At 64.5% G+C, this 22,397-nt stretch carries 17 protein-coding genes; 6 read left to right on the top strand and 11 right to left on the bottom strand.

All coding sequences use genetic code 11. The features are described from left to right. Positions 1 to 21: 21 nt before the first annotated feature. The 4 genes from ACOGXH_RS04095 to ACOGXH_RS04080 form a co-directional block, all read right to left on the bottom strand. On the bottom strand, positions 22 to 606 hold the full coding sequence (locus ACOGXH_RS04095; RefSeq protein ID WP_419927845.1) for a superoxide dismutase: 585 nt from the start codon (positions 604 to 606) through the stop codon (positions 22 to 24). After that, positions 596 to 2,005: an amidohydrolase family protein gene (locus ACOGXH_RS04090; protein WP_419927844.1), complete on the bottom strand. Its 1,410-nt coding sequence runs from the start codon at positions 2,003 to 2,005 to the stop codon at positions 596 to 598. Before ACOGXH_RS04090 ends, ACOGXH_RS04095 begins: the two co-directional genes overlap by 11 nt. Positions 2,006 to 2,047: 42 nt before the next feature. Beyond that, a complete protein-coding gene (locus ACOGXH_RS04085) occupies positions 2,048 to 3,268 on the bottom strand; it encodes an amidohydrolase family protein (protein WP_419927843.1) in 1,221 nt (406 codons plus the stop codon). An 80-nt stretch (positions 3,269 to 3,348) separates the two neighbouring features. Further along, the gene (locus ACOGXH_RS04080) at positions 3,349 to 3,720 is read right to left on the bottom strand and encodes a DUF3499 family protein (protein WP_419927842.1); all 372 of its coding nucleotides are present in this window, start codon (positions 3,718 to 3,720) and stop codon (positions 3,349 to 3,351) included. An 86-nt stretch (positions 3,721 to 3,806) separates the two neighbouring features. On the opposite strand from ACOGXH_RS04080, the gene ACOGXH_RS04075 reads away from it, so the two are divergent. Together ACOGXH_RS04075 and ACOGXH_RS04070 are read left to right on the top strand one after the other, a co-directional pair. Next, positions 3,807 to 4,811 carry a hypothetical protein gene (locus tag ACOGXH_RS04075; protein ID WP_419927841.1) on the top strand — a complete coding sequence of 335 codons (1,005 nt, stop codon included), beginning with the start codon at positions 3,807 to 3,809 and terminating at the stop codon, positions 4,809 to 4,811. 70 nt (positions 4,812 to 4,881) lie between these two features. Beyond that, the gene (locus tag ACOGXH_RS04070) at positions 4,882 to 5,814 is read left to right on the top strand and encodes an aldo/keto reductase (protein WP_419927840.1); all 933 of its coding nucleotides are present in this window, start codon (positions 4,882 to 4,884) and stop codon (positions 5,812 to 5,814) included. Here the strand turns inward: ACOGXH_RS04070 and ACOGXH_RS04065 are convergent. The 5 genes from ACOGXH_RS04065 to ACOGXH_RS04045 are packed head-to-tail and all read right to left on the bottom strand — an operon-like array spanning position 5,781 to position 11,358. Next, positions 5,781 to 7,502: a phospho-sugar mutase gene (locus ACOGXH_RS04065; RefSeq protein WP_419927839.1), complete on the bottom strand. Its 1,722-nt coding sequence runs from the start codon at positions 7,500 to 7,502 to the stop codon at positions 5,781 to 5,783. The genes ACOGXH_RS04070 and ACOGXH_RS04065 overlap by 34 nt on opposite strands. A 31-nt stretch (positions 7,503 to 7,533) precedes the next feature. After that, the gene (locus tag ACOGXH_RS04060; protein WP_419927838.1) at positions 7,534 to 8,343 is read right to left on the bottom strand and encodes a purine-nucleoside phosphorylase; all 810 of its coding nucleotides are present in this window, start codon (positions 8,341 to 8,343) and stop codon (positions 7,534 to 7,536) included. A gap of 56 nt (positions 8,344 to 8,399) precedes the next feature. Further along, positions 8,400 to 9,377, bottom strand: coding sequence for an adenosine kinase (locus ACOGXH_RS04055; protein WP_419927837.1), 978 nt, complete (start codon positions 9,375 to 9,377; stop codon positions 8,400 to 8,402). Positions 9,378 to 9,394: 17 nt separating this feature from the next. Further along, complete coding sequence (locus tag ACOGXH_RS04050) at positions 9,395 to 10,360, bottom strand: aldo/keto reductase (protein WP_419927836.1); 966 nt, start codon at positions 10,358 to 10,360, stop codon at positions 9,395 to 9,397. Continuing rightward, entirely contained in the window at positions 10,360 to 11,358 is a 999-nt protein-coding gene (locus tag ACOGXH_RS04045; RefSeq protein ID WP_419927835.1) for a Gfo/Idh/MocA family protein, read from the bottom strand. The genes ACOGXH_RS04050 and ACOGXH_RS04045 overlap by 1 nt, the downstream gene beginning before the upstream one ends. 120 nt (positions 11,359 to 11,478) lie before the next feature. Between ACOGXH_RS04045 and ACOGXH_RS04040 the strand changes: the two genes are divergently transcribed. Beyond that, positions 11,479 to 12,297 carry a phytanoyl-CoA dioxygenase family protein gene (locus ACOGXH_RS04040; RefSeq protein ID WP_419927834.1) on the top strand — a complete coding sequence of 273 codons (819 nt, stop codon included), beginning with the start codon at positions 11,479 to 11,481 and terminating at the stop codon, positions 12,295 to 12,297. Between the two features lie 25 nt (positions 12,298 to 12,322). Here ACOGXH_RS04040 and ACOGXH_RS04035 read toward each other — a convergent pair whose 3' ends face one another. Then, the gene (locus ACOGXH_RS04035) at positions 12,323 to 14,713 is read right to left on the bottom strand and encodes a glycoside hydrolase family 3 N-terminal domain-containing protein (protein ID WP_419927833.1); all 2,391 of its coding nucleotides are present in this window, start codon (positions 14,711 to 14,713) and stop codon (positions 12,323 to 12,325) included. A 36-nt stretch (positions 14,714 to 14,749) separates the two neighbouring features. Next, positions 14,750 to 16,159, bottom strand: a complete 1,410-nt coding sequence (locus tag ACOGXH_RS04030) for an ABC transporter substrate-binding protein (RefSeq protein ID WP_419927832.1) — start codon at positions 16,157 to 16,159, stop codon at positions 14,750 to 14,752. An 85-nt stretch (positions 16,160 to 16,244) separates the two neighbouring features. Here ACOGXH_RS04030 and ACOGXH_RS04025 point away from each other — a divergent pair, with 85 nt between their 5' ends. From ACOGXH_RS04025 to ACOGXH_RS04015, 3 genes are read left to right on the top strand one after another with little or no spacing between them, the layout of a single operon-like run. Next, positions 16,245 to 17,279, top strand: a complete 1,035-nt coding sequence (locus ACOGXH_RS04025) for a hypothetical protein (RefSeq protein WP_419927831.1) — start codon at positions 16,245 to 16,247, stop codon at positions 17,277 to 17,279. Positions 17,280 to 17,303: 24 nt separating this feature from the next. Beyond that, a complete protein-coding gene (locus ACOGXH_RS04020; protein WP_419927830.1) occupies positions 17,304 to 19,481 on the top strand; it encodes an MFS transporter in 2,178 nt (725 codons plus the stop codon). After that, a complete protein-coding gene (locus ACOGXH_RS04015) occupies positions 19,481 to 22,330 on the top strand; it encodes an ABC transporter permease subunit (protein ID WP_419927829.1) in 2,850 nt (949 codons plus the stop codon). The genes ACOGXH_RS04020 and ACOGXH_RS04015 overlap by 1 nt, the downstream gene beginning before the upstream one ends. Positions 22,331 to 22,397 lie beyond the last annotated feature (67 nt).

Below are 22,397 nucleotides of genomic sequence, written 5' to 3'. Positions count from 1 at the left end.
ATGGTAGTGGGCGCGCTTCGTTCAGTCGGAAGCGAGGTTCTCGGCGACGAACTCCCAGTTGATCAAATGATCCAAGAACGCCTCGACGTAGGCGGCTCGAGCGTTCTGGTAGTCGAGGTAGTAGGCGTGCTCCCACACGTCCACCACCAGCAGAGCCCGGCGATCTTGCAGCAAGGGCAGATCGGCGTTTGCGGTCTGCACGATGGCGAGTCCGTTCTCGTCGGCCGCCAGCCACGTCCAGCCCGAGCCGAACAGGCCCACGGCCGCGTCGGCGAACTGGCGGCGGAACTCGTCGGTCGAGCCGAAGGACTCCTCGATGGCCGCCCGAACCGGGCCCGAGGGAGCGCCACCCCCGTCAGGGCTCATCGAGTGCCAGTAGAAGGTGTGATTCCAAATCTGGGCGGCGTTGTTGAAGATCGCGCCATCGGCGCCCAAGACCACCTTTTCGAGCTCGGCCCCTTCCCACTGGGTGCCGTCAGTCAGACGGTTCAGGTTGGCCACATACCCGGCGTGATGCCGGTCGTAGTGGTAGCTCATCGTCTCAGCGCTCACATAGGGCTCGAGCGCGCTTTGGCTGTAGGGAAGGGGAGGAAGCTCAAACGCCATAACGGGCTATTACGGTACCGGCAAAAAATTCGGGATTGATAGCCGTATACATCCGAAACGGGTTATCGAACACAAACGCTCGGAAATCATCCTCGGTGATCAGACCTTGTTCCACTAAGCCGTGGGCCTCGTCCATGATCGAACCGATGTCGGTCACATCCCAGTGGCCGATGTCGGAGGAGAACACCGCATTGAGCCTTACCCCGCAGGGGTTAGCCGGTCCGAAGGCCACATGCACACCCCGATCATCGGCCTCGCAGCCGAAGTAGAGCGACGACGCGAACGACTCGGCGATTTCCTCGGGCGAGCTCACCGCCAGCTGAGTCCACTCGTCGGGATCTTCGGGTGTGCCCCCGTGGATGGGCATTTCGTGGGCGTAGGAGGCCAGGTCGTCGCCCAGAGTCGCCCGAAAGTTGTCCCCGTAGCGCTCGAAGTATCGGCCCAATTCGTCGATGTCGAGCAGGGCAGGGTCGAAGTTGCGCTGGATGGCCTCCCAGCTGCGCTTCTCCCAGTGCTCGATGATGTCGCACAAGAGCTGGGTGCCCCACGACACGCCGCACTCCAAGAACACGAACGGCAGCTCCGGGATGCGGCGGGTGACCCCGCCCAAGAACAGCGATTTGCACAGCTCGTACATCAGGGCCTGGAACTGGCCGATGTGATTGGCGGTGTAGCTGGACACGAAGGTATGGACGCCGGGGCGGAAGGAGAGCCCGCCGTGAAAGGTGGCCGCGAAGCCGAGTTCGACGCAGCGGCGCCACACCGGGTCGTAGTCGTAAGCCGAGTCCAGCCCATAGCAGTCGAACCAGTGGCGCTGGCCAGGCCATAGCCAGCCCGATCGGGTCTGCTGGTCGGGCTCGTCGATGGGCCGCATCACCCCTTCGGCGAACACCACCACTTTCAGGCCCAACGCGGCGCAGTGCTCCAGCTCGGCGATGGCCTCATCGGGGGTGTGAGCGGGGATGATCCCGGCCATGGCCATGCGATCGGCGTAGGGGTTGTAGACGTCGGCGTAGAACTCGTTGAAGGCCCGGCACAGGCCGGTGCGGTAGTCGGCGTCTTCCACCGCGCAGCTGGTGAGGGTGTTGGTGGGGTACAGCACCGTGTAGTCGATGCCAACTTCCGGCAGCCGCTCATAAAGCAGGGCGGGCAGCATGGCGGTGGCCCGGTCCAGCACATTGGCGGTGTGCGTCCCCCACCAGGCCCCCTGCGGCGAGCGGGTCCGGCGGCGCTCTTCGAAACTGCGAGCCTTCTGGGAGTTGCGCATCGGAAGGCCCTCCGACAAGTACCGCCCATACAGGTCAGCCCCCAGCACCCGCTCCAGGTGGGGCTGCTGGGCCGCGGTTATCTCCAGCACATGGCCATCGGCGTCGATCACCGGGTGGCCGAATCGGCTCACCGCAGTCTCCGCTCTATCCCAGAGGCGAGGTTCTCAATCGGACTAGGGCAGGCAGTCGTCGGGCAGCGGATGGCGGAACAAGCGAGCCGCATTCTCGTGGGTGAGCTTGCGGATGACGTCGTCGCTCAAGTGCCCCAGCTTCGATTCCAGGGTGTCCTGGCATTCGGGCCAGGTGGAATCGGCGTGGGGATAGTCGGTTTCCACCATGGTGTGGTCGAGGTTCATTGCGATCACCGCGTCAATCGACGACGGGTCGTTGATGGTGCAGTAGTAGAAGTTGCGCATCAGCACTTCGTGGGGGCCGATGTCGGTTCCGCCGGGCCACACCCCGCGCCCGTGACCGGAGATCTCGATTTGGTGCTTGAGCCTGTCGTACATGATGGGCACCCAGCCGCAGCCCCCTTCCGACATGGCGATCTTGATGTTGGGATAGCGCACCGGGATGCCCGACCACACCCAGTCGGCCGCGGCCGCATAGGCGTGCATCTGGAACATGGTGGCCCCCACCCCTATGGGCGGTCCGCCCGGATCAGTGGGCATAACGTGTCCCGACGACGCCACATGAAGGCAGATCACGGTGTCGGTCTCCTCGCACGCCCTCCACACCGGGTCCCACCATTCGCTGTGGATGGACGGCAGATCGATGTTGTGGGGAATCTCCGGCAGCGTGACGGCCACGAAACCCCGCTCTGCATTGCGGCGGATCTCGGCGGCGGCCAGATCGGCGTCCTTCAGCCAGGTGATTCCCATGGGGATAATGCGCTCGGGATACGAGCCCCACCACTCCTCATAAATCCAGTCGTTGAACGCCCGGGTCACCGCCAAGCCAAGTTCGGGATCGGAGCAGTCCGAATACACCCGGCCGCAGAATCCGGTTATCTGGCTGGGAAAGCAGATCGACGCCCAGATGCCGCCCAGGTCCATGTCGTGGATGCGGGCCTTGATGTCCCAGGATCCCCGGCGCATATCGGAGAAGCGGGCCGGCTCTATGGTGAAGTCATTGCGATCGGCCCGCCCCACCAGGGCATTCAGGCCCAGCTGGGCGTAGATCTCACCGTCGAACTCCCAGTGCTGACCTCCGTCCTCGCCCTCAACAACCTTGGGCGCCCGGTCGGCGAACCGGGCCGGCAACCGGCCCTCGAACAGCCAGGGCGGCTCCACTAGGTGGTCGTCAACCGAGATGAGCGTGTATCGGATTCGCTGGGCCTCGGGGTCGGGAAGCAGCAGATCACTGGGCTTCTCGTGGATATCGACGATGGTCATAGCCGAAGCCTACGGTTCGGGGTACGACCTGCGCTAGAAGCCAGCCCCTCAATCTTGGAATTCGTGCTGGTGGCTTCGGTTCAGTCTAGGCCGGCGGCCCGGAATGCCCGGCTGAGCAGCGGGGGCACTTCTCCCACCGCAGCGTCTTCCATGTCGTCCTCAGCCTCTTCCTCCATTTCTGGAAGCCGGAAGGCTTCAGACGAATCCGAAGAAGCATCGTCGATCAGCACCAGTTCAGGCTCGAATTCATCGGCCGGAGGGCGCGAATCCGACAGCGTCCATCCCAATGGCACCACAATGGCGTCGGCATGAGCTCGGCACAGTGGCACTCCGGCGATACCGGTGTCTTCATGGATGCCGACGATCTGCGCCGACAATTCCTGGGCATTTATCAACAGGATTGCCGTAGCACGCTCGCCGCAACACACACGCGCGCAAAACCTTCCTGACATACAAGAAAAAATACCCTTGTCCAACCCCAAAATAACGGATACCCCGGTTGCGCCGTCTCCCCAGCTGGCTGTAGATAGGTGAGGAGATGAAGTCAGAATCAGTAAACCGCCGATCCGTAGACGTCATGGCCCGACAGCTTGAATTGTGCCGGGCCGCGCCGGGCCGTCCGGCGATGGTGCTTTCTGATGATGCCACTGATCCCGCCTTGCTCGACGCCACGGTTCATGCGCTCGAACAGATCGGTGCCCTCCCCACGTCGGTCTTTGTCGACGAACTGCCTTCTGAAGGACTGAGCGCCGATCCGACAACGCCCGACATCGTCGTAAACCTTCTAAATGGCCATTCGGATGCGGTGAACTCCTTGGTCCCCTCGAACGCCCGAGTGCTGTCGGTGGTGGCCCACAGCACTGGTGAGCTGCGGGGAATCGTGCCCCATGTTGGATTGGGCCGCCGGGTAAAGCGAGGCATGGACCTCCTGGATGCCGGGCAGGAACTGCATGTGGGTGACGATCAGGGAACGAATCTGCGGATCGGTCTCAGAGGCGCCCGCCGGTGGATGCACGACGGCCTGGCCACCGTCCCCGGCACGGTTGCCGAATGGCCCCGAGGGATGATCGGTTCGTCCCCCGTCACGGGAACCGCTAATGGAACCGTGGTGATGTCGCCCGGCGACATCTGGCTGCCGATGGCCTGGTACGCCCGGTCGTCGGTGGCGCTGACTTTTGAGGGAGGTCGGATGGTGCGCATCGAGGGACCGCAAAGCGAGACCGATGCCATCCGCGCCCACCTGGCTTCGGTCGGCTCTCCCTCGGCCTACCGACTCGATGCGGTGGAAATCGGCCTACTTTGGATTGACAGCCCCCGGCCGCCAGCGCTCTTTGAGCCAGGACTCGCCGATTCATTCGGGGTTGCCGACCGCTATGGCCATGTGGTGATCGCCACCGGCGACTACCCCACCGTGGGCATCGCCTGCTGTTTGAGGAGTGCCACGGTGGCCGTCGACGAGGTGGCGGCGGTGAGGTCGGGGCAACCCCAAGGGGACCTCGCTCCCGACGTCTACGAACAGGCCGCCCACCGCTTTCCGCTGTAGTGGACGGCCACGTGGCCATTGCCCTTCTTGAGAGGTCACCTGATCGGTCGTAGCTGTAGTGTCCCAGCGCATGGAGATACGCAGCATTGGAAGCTTGTCGGCCTCGGTGATCGGGCTGGGGTGCAACAACTTCGGTATGACCATCGACGCCGATGCCACCCAGACCGTGGTCGACGCCGCTTTGGACGCCGGGATCAACTACTTTGACACCGCCGACCTGTACGGTCGAGGAAAGTCTGAAGAGTTCCTCGGGGCTGCTCTGGGCAGCCGGCGAGACCAGGTGATTGTGGCCACCAAGTTCGGGCATCCGGGGGCCCTGCCCGAGGGGCAGAAGGGCGGCGATCCGGCCTGGATCCGCCAAGCCGTCGAGGCCAGCCTGACTCGGCTCAACACCGACCGCATCGACCACTACCAACTCCACATGCCCGACACGGACACTCCCCAAGCAGAAACGCTGGGCGCCCTGCAAGACCTGGTCGACGAGGGCAAAGTCTTGGAGATTGGGTGCTCCAACTTCAGCGCCGAGCAGATCGACGAATCGGCCCGCGCTGCGGCGCAGGTCGACGCCGGCAACTACGCCAGCGTGCAGAACCACTACTCGGTGTTGACCCGCGACGTAGAGGATGAAGGCGTGGCCGATGCCTGCGAGCGCACCGGGATGACGGTGGTTCCCTACTTCCCCTTGGAGTCCGGGCTGCTCACCGGCAAGTACTCGGGGATGACACCCCCCGAGGGCTCGCGGCTCTCCCTTTGGAAGGGCGAGATGCGGGACATGTTCTTGAGCGAGGACAACCTGGCCGCGGTGGATCGGCTCACCAGCTATGCCGCCGACTCAGGCCACAGCATCCTGGAATTAGCCATCGGGTGGCTGGTGTCGAACCCGGCGGTGGCTACCGTCATCTGCGGCGCCACCAAGCCCTCCCAAGTGGCCTCCAATGTGGCTGCGGCCGACTGGGCAATGTCGCCTGCTCAGCGATCCGAGATCGCCGAGCTGGCCTCATAGATCAACTCTCGAACCGACTCGCTCAAAGTAATGAGGGGGTCGGGGATTGTAGTGTCGCCGACCACTTCGATGTAGCCCTTGATCTGGGGTTCCGTGCCGCTGGGGCGCAACGACACCCGACTGCCGTCGGCCAGATCGAATCGGAGCACGTCAGCGGGATAGAGCCTGCCGACCCCATCGATGTAGTCGGTTGTTTGGGACACCTCGATAGTGCCGAATCGATCGGGCGGCGCCGATCGGATAACGTCCATGAGTTCTGAGCCGGGGCGGCCGTCCAGGTCAATGCTGACTTGATCGGTTCGGTGGAGGCCGAATTCGTCCATCAATTCGGCTAGCCGCTCGATTGGGGTGCGACCGTGCTCATAGGCCAGCCACCGGCACATCATCGTGAAGTGGACGGCTGCACTGATGCCGTCTTTGTCCCTCACCCTGTCGTTGCAGGCGAATCCCAATGCCTCTTCGTAGCCGAATACCAACCTCCAATCCAGGCCGTCGTCGCGGGGGTCGAGGTTGTCGGCGGCGCGGGCAATCCACTTGAAGCCGGTCAGCGTCTCCACATGAGTAGCGCCCTGGGCCTCGGCGATGCGACCGACCAGCCGGCCCGAGACGATGCTGCTGGCCACCACCCGCTCGTCGCCGCCTGATTCGACCCTCAATCCCAGAATCCAGTCGCACAGCAGCGCTCCGATCTCGTCGCCGGTCAATACCCGCCACTCGTTCTCGTAGGCCCACACCGCGGCGGCCATCCGGTCGGCGTCGGGGTCATTGGCTATGGCTAGCGGGGTGTCGATCTGCTCGGCCCTACGGATGACCTTGGCCAAGGTGTCGTGGTTCTCCGGGTTGGGCGACACCACGTTGCGGAAGAGGGGGTCGGGCTCGGCCTCGTCTTCGACGACGAACGGCTCGCCGTTTTCCAGATATGTCAGAGCGAAGTTCACGTAGTGCAGCCCCACGCCTTGAAGCGGGGTGTAGGCCAGCGGATGGAAGGAGTAGAGGTGAGGCACATTGGCCAAGATCGCTGCCATGTACTCCACTTCAACGGTGACCTTTTGAGGCCATTCCGGGTCGGGACCTCGATCGGGCAGGTCGCGGGGCGGTAGCGGCTGGGCGGCCATGGCCGCTTCGATGGCCTGGTCGTGGGGCGGTATGACCTGGGCACCGTCAGCCAGGTACAGCTTGAGGCCGTTGTCACCGACAGGATTGTGACTGGCAGTGACCATGACACCCGCCGCGCAGGTGAGTTGGGTGACGGCGAAGGCCAGAACGGGAGTGGGCGTGTTGGGGGGCAGCGTCACGGGCCAGCAACCTGCCCCGGCCAAGACCTCAGCGACATCGGCGGCAAATATGTCAGAGTTCTGGCGGGCATCGTGGGCGATCACCACCCCGCCCCTTCCACCCAGCCACCCGGCCAGCGCAGCGGCGAACTGGCGGACCACCACCCGGTTCATGCGGTTGGGGCCAGCGCCCATCGGGCCGCGAATCCCTGCGGTGCCGAAACAGAGTCGGTCGCCAAATCGATCTTCGATCCCTCCCTGATCGCCGGCTTCCAACAGCGCTTCTAACTCGGCCCTCGTATTCGGGTCGGGATCCGCAGCCAGCCACTCCTCAGGCGTTGGTATAAGGCGCTCGGCATCGGCGGGGACCCGCATCGTCGTGCTGAGGGTTGGCTTCTGGGGGCTGGTGCTCACTGCGCCTCCCATCGAGGGGTGAACGCCGGGTTCACAGCGCCTCGATCACAGCACCCAGCACTGCCGTAACCCGGCTCTGGGCGGCTTGCCCCGCGTCGAGCACTTCTCGGTGGTCGAGCGCGCCGCCCATTCCTGCCGCGGCGTTGGTGACCAGCGAAACGCCGGCCACTTCGGCTCCCAGATGGCGCACGGCAATGGCCTCTAGCACCGTGGACATGCCCACCAAGTCGGCCCCCATGCGGGCCAGCATGGTTATTTCCGCCGGGGTTTCGAAGTGCGGTCCCACAAGCCCGGCGTACACCCCCTCGCCCACCGACGGATCAATGACACGCACCGCCTCGCGGATGCGCGACGAGTACAGGTCGGTCAGGTCGGTGAATCGGATGGCATAGCCCTCAGGCGGTGCCGGGCCGAACAGCGGGGACTGTCCGGTGAGGTTGATGTGGTCGCTGATCAGCACCGGCTGACCCACTCCGAAGGCGGGGTTCATACAACCAGCGGCATTGGTGAGAACCACCGTGGAGCATCCCGCGGCCACTGCGGCTCGTACACCGTGAACCACTTCGGCCGGTGGATGTCCCTCATAGAGATGGACCCGGCCCGCCATCACCAGCACGCGCCGATCGGCCACGTTTACCGCACTGAGCGTGCCACCGTGGCCGGGCACCGACGGCGGATGGAAACCGGTAATGGATTCGGCGGCCACCGCAGCATCAACGGTGCCCAGACCCTGGGCAACCTCGGCCCAGCCCGAGCCCAATACCACCGCAGCGTCGAAGTGGCCCCCCAACTGCTCAATGAGCTGGGCTCCGGCCTGCTCAGCTCGTTCGAATGGGTTCATGTCCTGATGGTAGGTGGCGCCGGTGACACTTCCCGCACCACCATCGAGGGGAGGCGCTAGCCAGCCAAATGGGCCAGCGATCCAGTGGGGCGGGCGCCGAACTGGCTGATGGTCTCGGTGGCGGCCAGAGAGCCCAGCCATCCGCACTGGGCCAGGTCCATTCCCTGGGTCCAGCCGTATAGAAATCCAGAGGCATACAGGTCCCCCGCCCCGGTGGTGTCCACCACATTGGGCGGCGAAGAAGGCGGCACCTCGATGATCTCATCAGGGGTGACCAAAACCGAGCCTCCTTCGCCCCGGGTCAAGGCCGCCACCGCGCACCGCCCCTGCACCGCGGCTATCGCGGCTTCAAAATCGTCGCCAGTCTCGTACAGGGTGCAGATCTCATGCTCGTTTCCGAACAGCAGGTCGATGGGGCCGTCCACCAAGTCGAGCCACTCCTGGTGGTGGCGCTCTACACAGAAGCTGTCCGACAACGTGAACGAGATGGTCCCCCCGGAGGCCGAGCAGATTGAGATGGCCTTGCGGATGGCCTCTTTTGTGATGTCCACGTCCCAGATGTAGCCCTCGCAATACAGCACCTGGGTTGCGCCCACTAGATCGGGGTCGATGTCGTCGGGGTGCAACTCGGTGCTGGCCCCCAGGTAGGTGTTCATGGTCCGGGCCGCATCGGGGGTGACAATGATCAAGCATCGGGCGGTGGGCGGCCCCGCGGTGGCTGGGGCCACCTCGAAGCGCACCCCCAGCGCCCGTATGTCGTGGGCGAATACCTCGCCGAGCTGGTCGTCGCGCACTTTGCCTATGTAGCCCACCTGCCCCCCGAACGAGGCCACCCCGGCCACCGTGTTGGCCGCCGAGCCCCCCGATGTCTCAATGGCCGGAGCCATTGCGCCATAGAGCTGTTCAGCCCGGTCGGCGTCGATCAGCGTCATCGCTCCCTTGACCAGGCCATGAGCGTCGATGAAATCGTGCTCCTCAGTGCTGATCACATCGACGATGGCGTTGCCGATCCCGACTACGGCTAACTCGCCCACTCCTCTTCCCCCTGCCACTAACCGGAGAAGATGTAGTCGAGGTCGGCATCAGCCAGAACTGTGCCCTCAGCGACAATGTTCTCTTCCACTTCTTCCACCGTGGCGTTGGCCACGATGACCAGAGGATTGAAGTCGGCGTGGAGTGCCCAGGCCAGCGCCACTTGGCTGAGGCTCAGGCCGAGTCGACGGCCCACCTCGGCGGCCCGCTCTCGCCGAGCCCAGTTGTCGTCGTTGAAATAGCAGCGGGCGGTGTCGGCGATGAATCCCTCGGCGGATTCAAGCTCTGCCCGGCTGATCCGTTCGCTCAGGAAACCCCCGGCCAGCGACGACCAGGCGACAACCGCTACATCTCGCTGTCGATGCCACTGCCGGTCGGCTTCCCGATCAGCTCCGGTGAGGGTGACCACGTCGGGCCAAGGATCATCGAGTTGATCGGCAAGGCTGTAGTGGGCGCTGTTGGCTACAGGACCCCTCAGATCATGGGCGGCGGCATAGTCCAACGCCGCTTCAATGCGGGCCGTCGCCCAATTCGACACCCCCCAAGCCCCGATATGGCCCCGATCGATGGCCGAGTTGACCTCCTCAACCAGAATTCCGATCTCGACAGCCGGGTCGTCGCGGTGGAACATCCAGAGGTCGATCCGATCGATGCCGATCTGCTGGCGCGACTTGTCGATGTCTTCGACGGTGGCATCGGGATTCACCCGGGATCCCCAGTCGGAAACATCCGGATGGCACCCCTTGGCAATCACGACGACGTCTTCGTGACCACCCCGATGGCTGATCCAACGGCCGAGCATGGCATCCACGCTCATGTCGCCGAAGGCGTAGTTGACTGCGGTGTCGAATGCAGTAATCCCCCCTTCTAATGCAGCATCGAGCATTTCCAGGCGGGTCTCCTCGTCAAGGGCGAACAGGCTGATCGCTCCTTGGACCACTCGGCTGACGGGAGTATCCACTCCGGGGAGTTCGAAGTACTGCATCACGAACCGCCTTCATCAAAGGGGTAGACAACTCCGAGCCTGCCTCGAATCTCATCGCACAAACCGGCCATCTCCAACGTCAAGGTCAGCGGCATGCGTTCGCTCTCGGTGCGACCGGCCCGCACGCAGTTCACCACCTCTTGGATCTCGTATTCGAATCCGTTGGCCCGATGGGGGATCTCCTCGGTCTCATCTTCTGCTCCGGCCCGCAGGATGGCCCGTTCGGCGGCAAAGAAAACCGGGATCTCAATAGACCCGGCAGTGCCGTAGATCATTGCGCTGAAGTCAAGGTTGGCCACGGTGGCACAGCCCAGCTGGGCCAGTCCGCCGCCGGGATACGACGCGGCAATGGAGACGACTTCGTCCACGCCGGTTTCGCCCACCCTGGCCACCACCCCGTATTCAGAAGGATGGGATCCGTAGAGCCAATGGGCGATGGTCAATGGGTACACCCCCACGTCGAGCAGGCTTCCCCCGGCGAGGTCGGGATTGAACAGCCGGTGCTCGGGCATCACCGGAGCGGCGAAGCCGAACGAGGCCGTCACCTGCCGAACCTCCCCGATGCGACCCTCGTCGACCCAGCGGCGCACGACATCATAGATGGGCAGAAACCGGGTCCACATCGCCTCCATGGCGAACACGCCCGCATCCTGGGCGGCGTCCACGATGCGAGTGGCACCGGCCAACGTGGGTGCCATGGGCTTCTCCACCAGCACGGCCACCCCGGCATCAATGCAGGCGATGGCCGCCTCAACATGAGACGGGTGGGGTGTGCAGATATACACCGCATCAAGCTGTTCGGCATTCAGCATCTCGCCGACCGATCCGTAACTCGCGGCGATGCCCCGATCTTGGGCGAACGCGCTGGCCCGACCGCTGTCTCTGCCGGCCACTGTGCCAACATGGGCACCTTCCACAACCTCCATTGCGGCCAAGAACTGTCCGGAGATGTGGCCGTGGCCGACCATGCCAAACCGAATGTCGTCTCCCTCGGCCACTGTCGCCTCCTTGAACCCAGCGAGGTCCGAGGCTAACGGACCCCATTTGGCAGGGCATTACTGAGGCAGGACGCCTCCGCTACTGTGCATTTGTCCAGTCCGCTTCAGGGAACCGCGTTCATGAGTGACCGAATCGACGGTGATGAGTACCGGGTAACCGACGAGGAGAAGGCTTACTTCGCCGAGCACGGCTACGTGCATCTGCGGGGACTCTTGACCGACGACGAGGTCCACGAACTCGAGGGCACCTACGACCGCTTCCTGCGCCGGGAGATCGATGTGCCGGGCAAGGACTACTGCGATATGGCCGGCGACTACGGCCGGGACCCCGAGGACTTCTCGATCATCAACGTCATGCTCCCCCGGCGCTACTACCCGGCCTGGCAGGGCAACATCTACGAGCGGCGGGCGGCGTCAGCGGCTCGTCAGCTGTGCGGCGACGGGATGGCCATCGACTACGACCAGATCTTGGCCAAACAGCCGTACAAGGAAGACGCCGTGTTCGCCTGGCATCAGGACATGGCCTACTGGCCCGATACCCCCGACACCCGCACGGCCACGTTCTGGCTGGCCATCGACGACTCCACCATCGCCAATGGCTGCATGCGCTTCGTGCCTGCCACCAACCGGGAGGAGGCGCTGCGGCCCCACACCCCCCAATACGGCGACCGGGGCGAGTCTCACGCCTTGGGAACCAACCTGCAAGACGGCGACGAGCCACTCCCCGTGCCCATCAGCCGGGGCGACGTGACCGTTCACAACGAACGGGTCATGCACGGCTCAGGCGGCAATTCCACCGCCGGGTTCCGCCGGGCCTACGTGATTGCCTTCCGCGCCGAGGAGACCGTGGCCATCGAGCGCCAGTTGGGCTTCACCCACAGCCACAATGACAGCGGCGACGTGCTCGACCAAGTCGGCGTGGAAGGCCAAACCCGCTGATCAGGTTTAACCCGCCGCAATCTGGCTATCTTCGCTCGTCCACGCGAGAAGTAGTTGTGAACGACGTGCGGTGATCGAGCTTGAGGCTGCTTATCAACCGGATATTGGCTCTCAGCGGGAGGTCGACCGACGACGACCCGATCATCACCTCGATATCGCCCTCCTCGACCACCAATTCGAAATTGCGGTCGAGAAAGGCGAGTTGGCTGGTGTCGAAGTCGAATTCCACCCGACAGCTCTCCCCAGGGTCAAGCGACACCCGGTGGAAGCCAGCCAGCTGCCGTACAGGACGGGTGATCGACCCCACCACATCTCTCACATAGAACTGCACAACCTCATCGCCAGCTCGATCCCCCGTGTTCTTCACACCACAGGCGATCACAACCACATCTCCAGCCCGGACGCTGGTGTCAGACAGGGCGAGGTCACTGATCTCGAATGAGGTGTAGGAGCGGCCGTGGCCAAAGGCCCAGACCGGAGCACTGGGTCCGTCCACATAGGCCCGGTCGGATGACGAGCCGCTGCCGTGCTTGTGCCCGTGGTAGGTCGGCGACACCCCCACACCCGCAGGAAATGAAACGGGTAGCTTGCCTCCGGGGTTCAGCTCGCTGAACAGGGCCGCGGCGATGGCTTGGGGACCCTCAGGCCCGGGATGCCAAACCTGGAGGATGGCTTTGGCCCCGGCGAGGTCACCGGCTATATCCAGCGGCCGGCCGCTGACCACGACCGCAACGGTGGGAACTCCGGTGGCGATCACTCGTCGCACCAGTTGGGACTGAGCTCCGGGAAGCTCGAGGGTCTTGCGATCCCGGCCCTCTCCTCCAGTGGCGTCGCCCACCCAGCCGGTTTTCTCGCCCACGGCCAGCACCACCACGTCGGCGGCCTGGGCCACAGCGACCGCTTCGTCGATCCCGTCTTCTTCACGGCGGGTCCAGTCACAGCCCTTGATGCTCGTGACCGGGGCGTACTGGCCGATGGCGTCGGCAATGGTGCCCATGGTTGGGTATAGATCGCCGATCCCCTGATCCAGTTCGGCCGGGTCGATGATGGCCCCGGTGCTGTGGAAGACCTGGGAGACCGCGTCCAGGGTTGGGTCGGAAGTGCTCGAGTCGTCGGCATCATCGGAAGCCTCGAACACGCCGGCCATCGACCCTCCGAGACCCTGAGACATCGCCATGAAGAGTTCGAGGGCGGCGGCTGGGGTGTAGGCCGCGAACAAGCCCCGAAGCGTGTCAGCCATCGGCCCGATCACCGCCACCGTTCCGGCGTCGGGGCCCAAGGGAAGAGTCCCGTCATTCTCCAGCAAGACCAGCGACGCGTCCGTGATTGTTCGGGACAGCTTCAGCGCTTCTGGCTCATTGAAGGCGGCTGTCGCCTCTTCGGGATCGACGGTCGGAGAGTCCATGAGGCCAACCTGGAAGCGTTGGGTCAAAGCCCGCTCTACCGCAAAGTCGAGGACCGATTCGTCGAGATCTCCGTCTCGGATGGCATCAGGCAGCGAGGAGTAGCCGATGCCGGTGGGCAATTCGATGTCGAGACCGGCCGACAGGGCCAGCACCCCGGCTTCAGCGTCGGTGGCGGCGACGGCGTGGGGCTGACGGAGCCGGGCCACCGCCGAGTAGTCGGCTACCACGCAGCCCTGGAATCCGAGTTGGCCGCGCAGCAGGCCGGTGAGGAGCTCCCGAGAGCCGGCCACCGGCACACCGTCGATCTCGGAGTACGAGTTCATCACCGAGGCCAGTCCGGCGTCGCGGATGGCACCTTCAAAGGGCAGCGCGTAGACCTCGTGTACTGCCCTGGGGCCCATGGGACTGGCCGTCTGGTTGAGGGCTCCCTCGGTATAGGAGTAGCCGAGAAAGTGCTTGCCGGTGGCGATCGTGCCCCTGCCCAGGTCGTCGGTCTGCATGCCGCGGACGAAGGCGATGCCCATCGCGGTGCACAGAAAGGGATCTTCGCCGTAGGTCTCGTGGACTCGGCCCCACCGAGCGTCCCGGTTCACGTCCAGCACCGGCGAGAGCACATGATTGATGCCCACCGCTCGGGCCTCACGGCTGGCCACACCGGCCATCTGCTCGATGAGCCGGGGCTGGAACGTGGCCGCCAGGGCGATGGCGGTGGGGAAGGCGGTGGCGGAGTCTTGGGCCAGCCCGCACAGCGACTCGTTGTGAACCATGGCCGGAATCCCCAGCCGGGTGTTGTCCCGCAACCACTCCTGGATGGTGTTGAGCACCAAGGCCAGTTCCCGGGGCCTTCTGGCCAGGCCCCCGCCCATGCAGATGTGGCCCACCCCGTGGGGAATCAACTCGCTCATCTTGTCGGGATCAGGCCCGGCAGGCCCCATGAACATCCCGGGGAAGACGCCCACTACCTGGGCGGCCTTTTCTTCCAAGGTCATGCGCGATAAAAGATCAGCCACCCGCTCAGGGATAGGCAAACTGGAATCGTCCATCAATTAGTTCATGGGGACGAAGGCGTCGGAGGGTGGGTCGAAGACAAGGAGAATCGGGGACCCATCGCTGATGTCGAACTTGCCGGCGGCCACCGATGCCGCCGAATTCGCGGTCACGTCGAGGATGAGACCACTCTCGGCGGCGGCCCGGAACGAATCATTGGTGAGGTCGGCTCCGGCGGCTGTGGCGATCTGGGTGAAGATCTCCACTGCTTGGCACGCCCAGATTGTGGTGTTCAGGTTCACCATTTCGCCGGGCTCGGGGCTAATGAGCACTGTCTCGTCTGATGCCGCCTCGAAGCGTTCGATGCAAGCGGCAATGCTTGCATCACCAGCCAAGGCCAGCTCTTCGAATCCCAGTGAGCCGAGTGCAATTGCCCCTTCGAGGGGATCAGTGGAGTAGCCGAGATCGCGATAGAGCTGAGTATCGAAACCGATGGGGCCAACGAACACAATCGCCGGGCGGTAGGGACCCCGATCTAAGCCGGAAACGATCCCGAGGACCGCTCCTGAACCCACGCCGAAAATGATCTCGGCACCGTCGGCCTGCCACCGCTGGGCAAATGCCTGCATTTCGGCTTCAGCCGCGGCGGCGTCTCCTCCGGTGTCAGTGGCGGCGGTCTCGGACACCACCTCAATTCCCGCGGCAACAAGCGCATCCACGTAGTGATCGCGCTCCGATCCAGTGTCCACGGCGACATGCACCGCCACCGGCCCATCAAAGGCTCCGGCCCCCACCAGCGCCTCAACGCTGATCGCCGCGCCCCGTGCGGGGAGCGATCCCGGGCCGATGGCAACGGCCTTCGAGCGGTCGTACTCCTCTTGGCTGATTTCGAAGGTGTTGATGAAGATCGTGTCGTTCACATCGGTAAAGCAGGTCAGATTGGTCAGCAGCGGTCCCATGGCGGCGAACACCTGCTCGTCTTGGGTCAGTTGCACACAGGCGGCTTCGGTTTCGACATCGCCCAGTGGCGAATAGAACTCATAAACCGGCTCAAGCTGGCGGCCGAGGACTCCGCCACTGGCGTTGACTTCGTCGATAACAGCCTGCCACTTCGCCTCCACGTCACCATTGGACCGTCCAATTACGGAGAGGTCGATGATGACAATCCCGATCTTGATTGCTTCGGCGGTGACGCCTCGGAACGAATCGGTGAGCACGATCGGCGTGGGCTCGGGGGTGGGCTCCGGCGCCTCGGGCTCCGGCGCCTCCTCGGGCTCAGCAGTCTCTGCCGCCGACGGTGTGGCCTCAGGCGCAGGCTCTTCCGGCCCGGCCGCGCCCTCCGGTGCATCTGTTGGCGACGGCGCAGTCTCCTCTTCTTGGACCGGCTGCGTCTCCGGCTCCTGAGCACCGTCGTCGGCTGCCGGTTCAGAATCCCCGCCTCCGCATGCCGATGCCAACAAAACCAGCACAGTGAATATCCCTATGAATCTCAAGCGCATCGTTCCGTCCCCCGTGAAACTCTGGCCCCTTATGTTTTCACATTAGGTTTGGGCCATGCGGCGGGACTCCGGCACCTTGCAGATCACCGTCCAACCCCCCGATCGCTCCCACGAGCCGGTTCAATTCGACGCTTCGTTCGAGCCTCCCGCCGGTCGGGTGCTCCACTGCTGGGGCCAGCTCGGCGTCGAGGATCGACCTCAGCTGGTGGCCGACGAGGAGCTGTGCGAGTACGAAGCCACCATCGATCCGAAGCCGGGAGTGGTCAGCACCTACGCCCACGTCCACGACACCAGCGACGGCATTCTCGATGCCTTTTGCCAGGGAATCGGCAATCTCGTAGCCAAGCGCCCTCGGATTGGGCTGATCGTGGGACTCCACGTCCGCCCGGTTGAGCGGGAGGTGGCCAAGGGGTCCTGCGACGAGTCGCTGCGCCGCATGGCCCGGTGCCTGCGCAAGCTCGAGGTGCCGGTGTGGTTGCGGATCGGCTACGAGTTCAACCTCAGCTTCGACCCCCACGACACCGAGGCCTACAAAGACCTCTTTCCCCACATTGTGCAGATCTTTCAAAAGGAGGAGGCTCACAACGTGGCTTCGACGTGGTGTTCAGCGGCCGGCTCGTTCCAGTTCCGAGACCCGTTCGACTGGTGGCCCGGCAACGAGTACGTCGACTGGGCGGCCATGGACGTGTTCGCCCCGATCGGCTTCGAGCGCCCCGAAACGACCGCCTTCCTCGACCGATGCCGGGAGGAGGAAAAACCGGTGATGATCCCCGAATCCTGCCCGTTTTTCTTCGACTGGAACCTGGTCGACCCCGATCGCCCCGAGTCGTTTCGCGACGGGCTGCTCGAGATCGGCGACATAGAGGATCAATGGGCTTGGTACGAAGCCATGTTCGAACTGGTCCGCCGCCGACCCGAGATCAAGGCCCTCACGGTGATTGCCACCGACTGGCGAGACGGCTTGTTCCCGTTCTACGGGGACACCAGGATCGGCTCGTGGGATGGCTTGCCATCGCGCTATGCCGCTGCCCTGTCCGACCCGCGGTTCATGCACCGACAAGAGACCCAAGAGCTCTTTCAGAACCGTTAACCACACCGCCGGAAAGGGGGACAGATGACCGACGCGGCCCGCGACGACGCCGGTGCCCTGTCCCGTCGGGTACTCGACAGCCAAACGGATAAAGCCGACGCTGACGATGAGATTTTGTTCCCCGATGACGTGCTGCCCGGCGTGGGCAGCCAAGAGATGTCGCTGCGCGAGGGGCTGGCCAAGGGAGGCATTGCCACCTTCGTTGTCTTGTTGATACTCAACAGCCTCGACGAGCTTGAAGCGGCGGCGCTAGCAGTTCTCGCTCCCGAGATCCGCGACAGCTTCGGGGTTGGCGATGGGGTCATCGTCTTCTTGGGGGCGGCCTCGGTGTCATTTGTGTTCCTGGGGGCATTGCCCATGGGCTGGCTGGCCGATCGATTTCGCAGGGGACCGGTCATCGGAGCGGCCAGCCTCGCCTTCGGACTCTTCTCGCTGCTGTCGGGCCTGGCCCGCAATGTGGTGGTGTTCTTCTTTGCCCGACTCGGAACCGGGATCGCCAAGTCCAACACCATGCCCGTTCACAACTCGCTCATCGCCGACCAGTACCCCATCGGGGTGCGAGGCCGCATCGCGTCGCTCACCATCATGTCCGGACGCACGGTGAGCATCATCAGCCCGGTACTGGTGGGGGGCATCGCCGCCGTCGTCAGCTGGCGTTGGACCTACTACACCCTGTGGATCCCGGTGGCTGTCGTGGCCGTGCTGGCCTTCCGACTCCCTGAACCGGTGCGGGGCCAGTGGGAAAAGAACGACGTACTGGGCAAGGCTGGCGACGCCGTCGACCCTGCCCCCATCTCGCTGGAAGCGGCGTTCGCCCGGCTCAACAAGGTGGCCACCCTGCGCGCGGTACTCCTCGGGTTCGCGGCACTGGGATTCGGGCTGTTTAGCCGACCGGTGCTCACCTCGTTGTTCCTCGAGGACGAGTATGGCCTAGGGCCTCTGGGCCGCGGCACCCTCACCACCGCTTCAGGCGTGGGAGTAATCGCCATCATGCCGTTCGTCGGCCGATGGTTCGATCGCTTCTACCGCCAGAACCCCACCCGGTCGATGACGCTGATCGGAGCGCTGATTCTGCCCTCGGCGCTTTTGCTCCCCATCCAGTTCAACATGCCCAACCCGTGGCTCTTCGCCGTGCTGGATGTTCCCGGGGCGTTGATGATGTTCGCGGCCTTCGCCATGGTCGGGCCCCTGATGCAAGCCGTCGTCCCCTACCGGCTTCGGGGCATCGGGTCGTCGCTGGCCACGCTGTACATCTTCTTCATTGGCGCGGCCGGCGGCGGGCTGCTGTCGGCCATGGTGGTCGATGCCAGCGGCCCCAAGACCACCATCCTGGTGCTGGGCCTGCCCTCCACCATCGTCGGCGGGGCCTTCATGTTGAACGGCGCCCGTCACATCCGGCACGACCTGTCGCGCAACGTGGCCGAGATACTCGAGGAGCAGGCCGAACACGACCGCCAACTCGAAAGCCCCGAGCACATTCCCGCCCTGCAATTGGCCGATATCGATTTCAGCTACGGCAACGTTCAGGTTCTGTTCGACGTGGGCTTCGAAGTCCGCAAGGGCGAGACCTTGGCGTTGCTGGGAACCAACGGCGCTGGCAAGTCGACCATCTTGCGGGTCATCGCCGGCCTGGGCACCCCGGAACGGGGAGTGGTGCGCTTGGGCGGCCGCACCATCACCTTCTCCACCCCCGAGCAGCGAACGAACATGGGAATCCAGACCCTGCTGGGGGGAAACGGCGTGTGGGCACCGCTCAGCGTTCGCCACAACCTGGAAATGGGGGCCCATCAGCTTCGAGATGACAAGGCCGAGCGACAGCGTCGCATCGAGCATGCCCTAGAGCTGTTCCCTGAACTGCGCTCCCGCCTCGACGACCGGGCCGACTCCTTGTCGGGCGGCCAACAGCAGATGCTGGCATTGGCCCGAACGCTGTTGTGCCCGCCCGAAGTCCTCCTCATCGACGAGCTGTCGCTCGGCCTTGCTCCCACTGCGGTGGCCGAGCTCATGGGCCACATCGAGCGGCTCCAATCCACCGGGCAGACCATTGTCATCGTCGAGCAGTCGCTCAACATCGCCCTGGAATTGGCCGACCGAGCCGTGTTCATCGAGAAGGGCCAAGTGCGGTTCGAGGGGCCGGCCTCGGAGCTCGCCGAGCGAGATGACCTGGTCAGGGCAGTTTTCTTGGGGGACGAGGGGGGCTGATGCCACTGGGGTTCCTCGAGGCCAATCGCCAGCTCATCTTCGACGGGGTGGTGAACGGACTGGTGTACGGAATGCTGGCCATGGGAATCGTCCTGGTGTTCCGCTCGTCCCGGGTCATCAATTTCGCGGCCGGGAATTTGGGATTGCCCGGTGCCGGCCTCTTAGCCCTACTGGCACTGCGCTGGGGCGTCCCCCTCTGGGCCGCGGCACTCACCGCCATCGCGGTGGGCGCCCTCTTCGCCGCCATAGTGGAAGCCAGCGTGGTGCGCCGGTTGTTCACCGCGCCGAGGGTGATCCTGCTGGTGGCCACAATCGGGGTCGCCCAACTGGCCCAGGGCATCCTCTTGGCCTATCCCGAGGTCGGCGGAGGCATCGGCATCCGCTATCCCGTCATCGTCGACACAACCCTGACCGATGCGGCCGGGCTCTTCATCACCGGCCCCCAGCTCAGCGTGCTGATCGTCGTCCCTTTGGTCGCCATTGCGCTTGCCCTGTTGCTCGATCGCACGCCCTACGGTCGAACCGTTCAGGCCACCGCGGCCAACCCCGACTTGTCGCGAGTCTCGGGCATCAACCCGAAGCGGGTCTCGTTCACCATCTGGGTGATCGCCGGGGTGGTGTCCACCATCGCGGTGATCCTGCTGTCGGCCGACCGCAGCGTGAGCGGCCTTGAGACCGTCGGACTCACCACTATGGCCAATTCCCTGGCTGCCGCGGTCATCGCCCGGATGCGGTCGTTCCTGCTGTCGCTGGCCGGTGGAATGGTGGTGGGCGTGACATTCTCGCTGGTCAAGTTCAACTACCCGGTGGAAGGCGGGCTATTTGAGTTCGTCCTGCTGGTCGGCGTGTTGGTGGCGGTGGCGATACAGCGCCGCCAGGACGATGACGCACCGGGGCGGTACTCGTTTGCCCCCAGAATCCGCTCCATTCCCCAGCACCTGCTGTCTATCTGGTGGGTCCGGCACCTGGGCAAGATCGCCCTTGGCCTTGCCGGGGCAATCGCGGTGCTGCTGCCCATTATCGTTGCCACCCCGTCGCGGCAGATCACCTACGCCACCATCCTCGCCTTCGGGATCTGCGCGGTGTCGGTGGCCATCATCACCGGATGGGCCGGTCAGCTTTCGCTGGGCCAGATGGCCTTTGCCGGAATTGGCGCCGTCTCAGCAGCCTCATTCCAGCGGGGCATCCAAATGGACATTGGCTGGGGCGATAACCGGCTATTCGACTTCGAGTCCAGCGGCGTCCCCTTCGCGGCCGCGGTAGTTCTCGGCGCGGTGATCGCCACCGCGTTCGCCGGGCTGGTGGGCGTGGGCGCACTGCGAGTGCGGGGTCTGCTGCTGGCCGTGGCCACGTTCGTTCTCGCCCTGGCCACCGAGGAGTACCTGTTCCGGCGACCCATATTCAGCGGGGGAAACAGTTCCTCCGTACCCTTGCGCCGGGGCCAGGTATTCGGGCTCGACCTCGACAATCAGCGCACCTATTACTGGCTGCTGCTCGGGATCTTGGCCGTGGTGCTGATCGCGGTGGCTCGCATCCACCGCAGCAGTTTTGGCCGGGCCATCCGAGCCCTGCGGGACAACGCCGATGCCGCGGCGGCCTATGGCATTCGCCCGGCGCGAACCAAGCTTCGCGCCTTCGTGCTGGCCGGCGCAGTTGCCGGATTAGGCGGTGGCCTGTTGGCCGGAGTGATTCACCAGGTGCCCTTGACGGGTCGTTTCTTCGGAACCGGGGAATCGCTGCGGCTGATCTCCATGGCCATCATAGGCGGCATCGGCGCCACCATCGGGCCGGTGTTCGGCGCCCTGTGGGTGATCGGGCTTCCCGCTTTCGCTCCCACCAACCGACTGATCCCCCTGTTCACCTCGGGCGTCGGCCTGCTGATTCTCCTGCTGTACTTTCCCAGCGGCCTTGTGCAGATCGCCTATTCGGCCCGCGACCGGATCGTCACCTGGTTGGAGGCCCGCCGACCACCGCCGGTGGCCAAGCAAACCCATTCTGTGCCCGCCGCGCTCCCTGCACCGGCCGCGGTGCCCGAGACCTCTGGTCCGGCCCTGGCAGCCACCGAGATCTCCGTGCGTTTCGGCGGCCGGCTGGCGGTTGACAACGCCCATGTCGAAGTAGCCCCCGGTGAGATCGTGGGGCTCATCGGCACCAACGGTGCCGGCAAGTCGACCCTGATGAACGCCATCGGCGGATTCGTCCCGTCCAAGGGCCGCGTCGAACTCTACGGCATGCCGATCCACCGCCTCAGACCCGCCGAGCGATCCCGCCGAGGACTGGGCCGCACGTTCCAAGCGGCAACCCTGTTTCCCGAACTCACCGTGCGGGAATCCGTTCTCGTTGCCGCCTCCTCGACGCCCTCCCCCAATCCAAAGAGACTCGTGCCAAGAAGAATTGCAAGCGGGGCCCGCTCTGCCCGGGGCAAGCGCGCCTCGCGCACCCAAGTCGACGACCTGATCGACTTCCTCGGGCTGGGCCGCTACGCCGACCGTCAGATCGCCGACCTATCGACCGGCACCCGGAGAATCGTCGAGCTGGCCGGACTCCTCGCCCTTAACGCCCAGATGCTGTGCCTCGATGAGCCCACTGCCGGAGTGGCGCAGCGAGAAGCCGAGGCCTTCGGCCCGCTCATCGTCGAAATCCGCCGCCATCTCAACGCCGCCATGCTCATTGTGGAGCACGACATGCCCCTCATCATGTCGATCAGCGACCGCGTCTACTGCCTCGAAGCCGGCTCCATCATCGCCCAGGGATCACCCCCCGAAGTCCGGACCAACCCCGCCGTCATCACCAGCTACCTAGGCCTAGACACCCGAGCCATAGACCGCAGCGACCAAGCCCCCAACTGAGACACCCCCAAAGCACAAACCCGCTGATTGGAGCCTACGAAGCCTCATCAGGTCATCTAGTCTCAGC

The organism is Candidatus Poriferisocius sp. (assembly GCF_965208355.1).
Classification (GTDB): domain Bacteria; phylum Actinomycetota; class Acidimicrobiia; order Acidimicrobiales; family Bin134; genus Poriferisocius.
The sequence above is the reverse complement of the archived record's forward strand: the minus strand, read 5'-3'. Positions and strand labels throughout refer to the sequence as shown.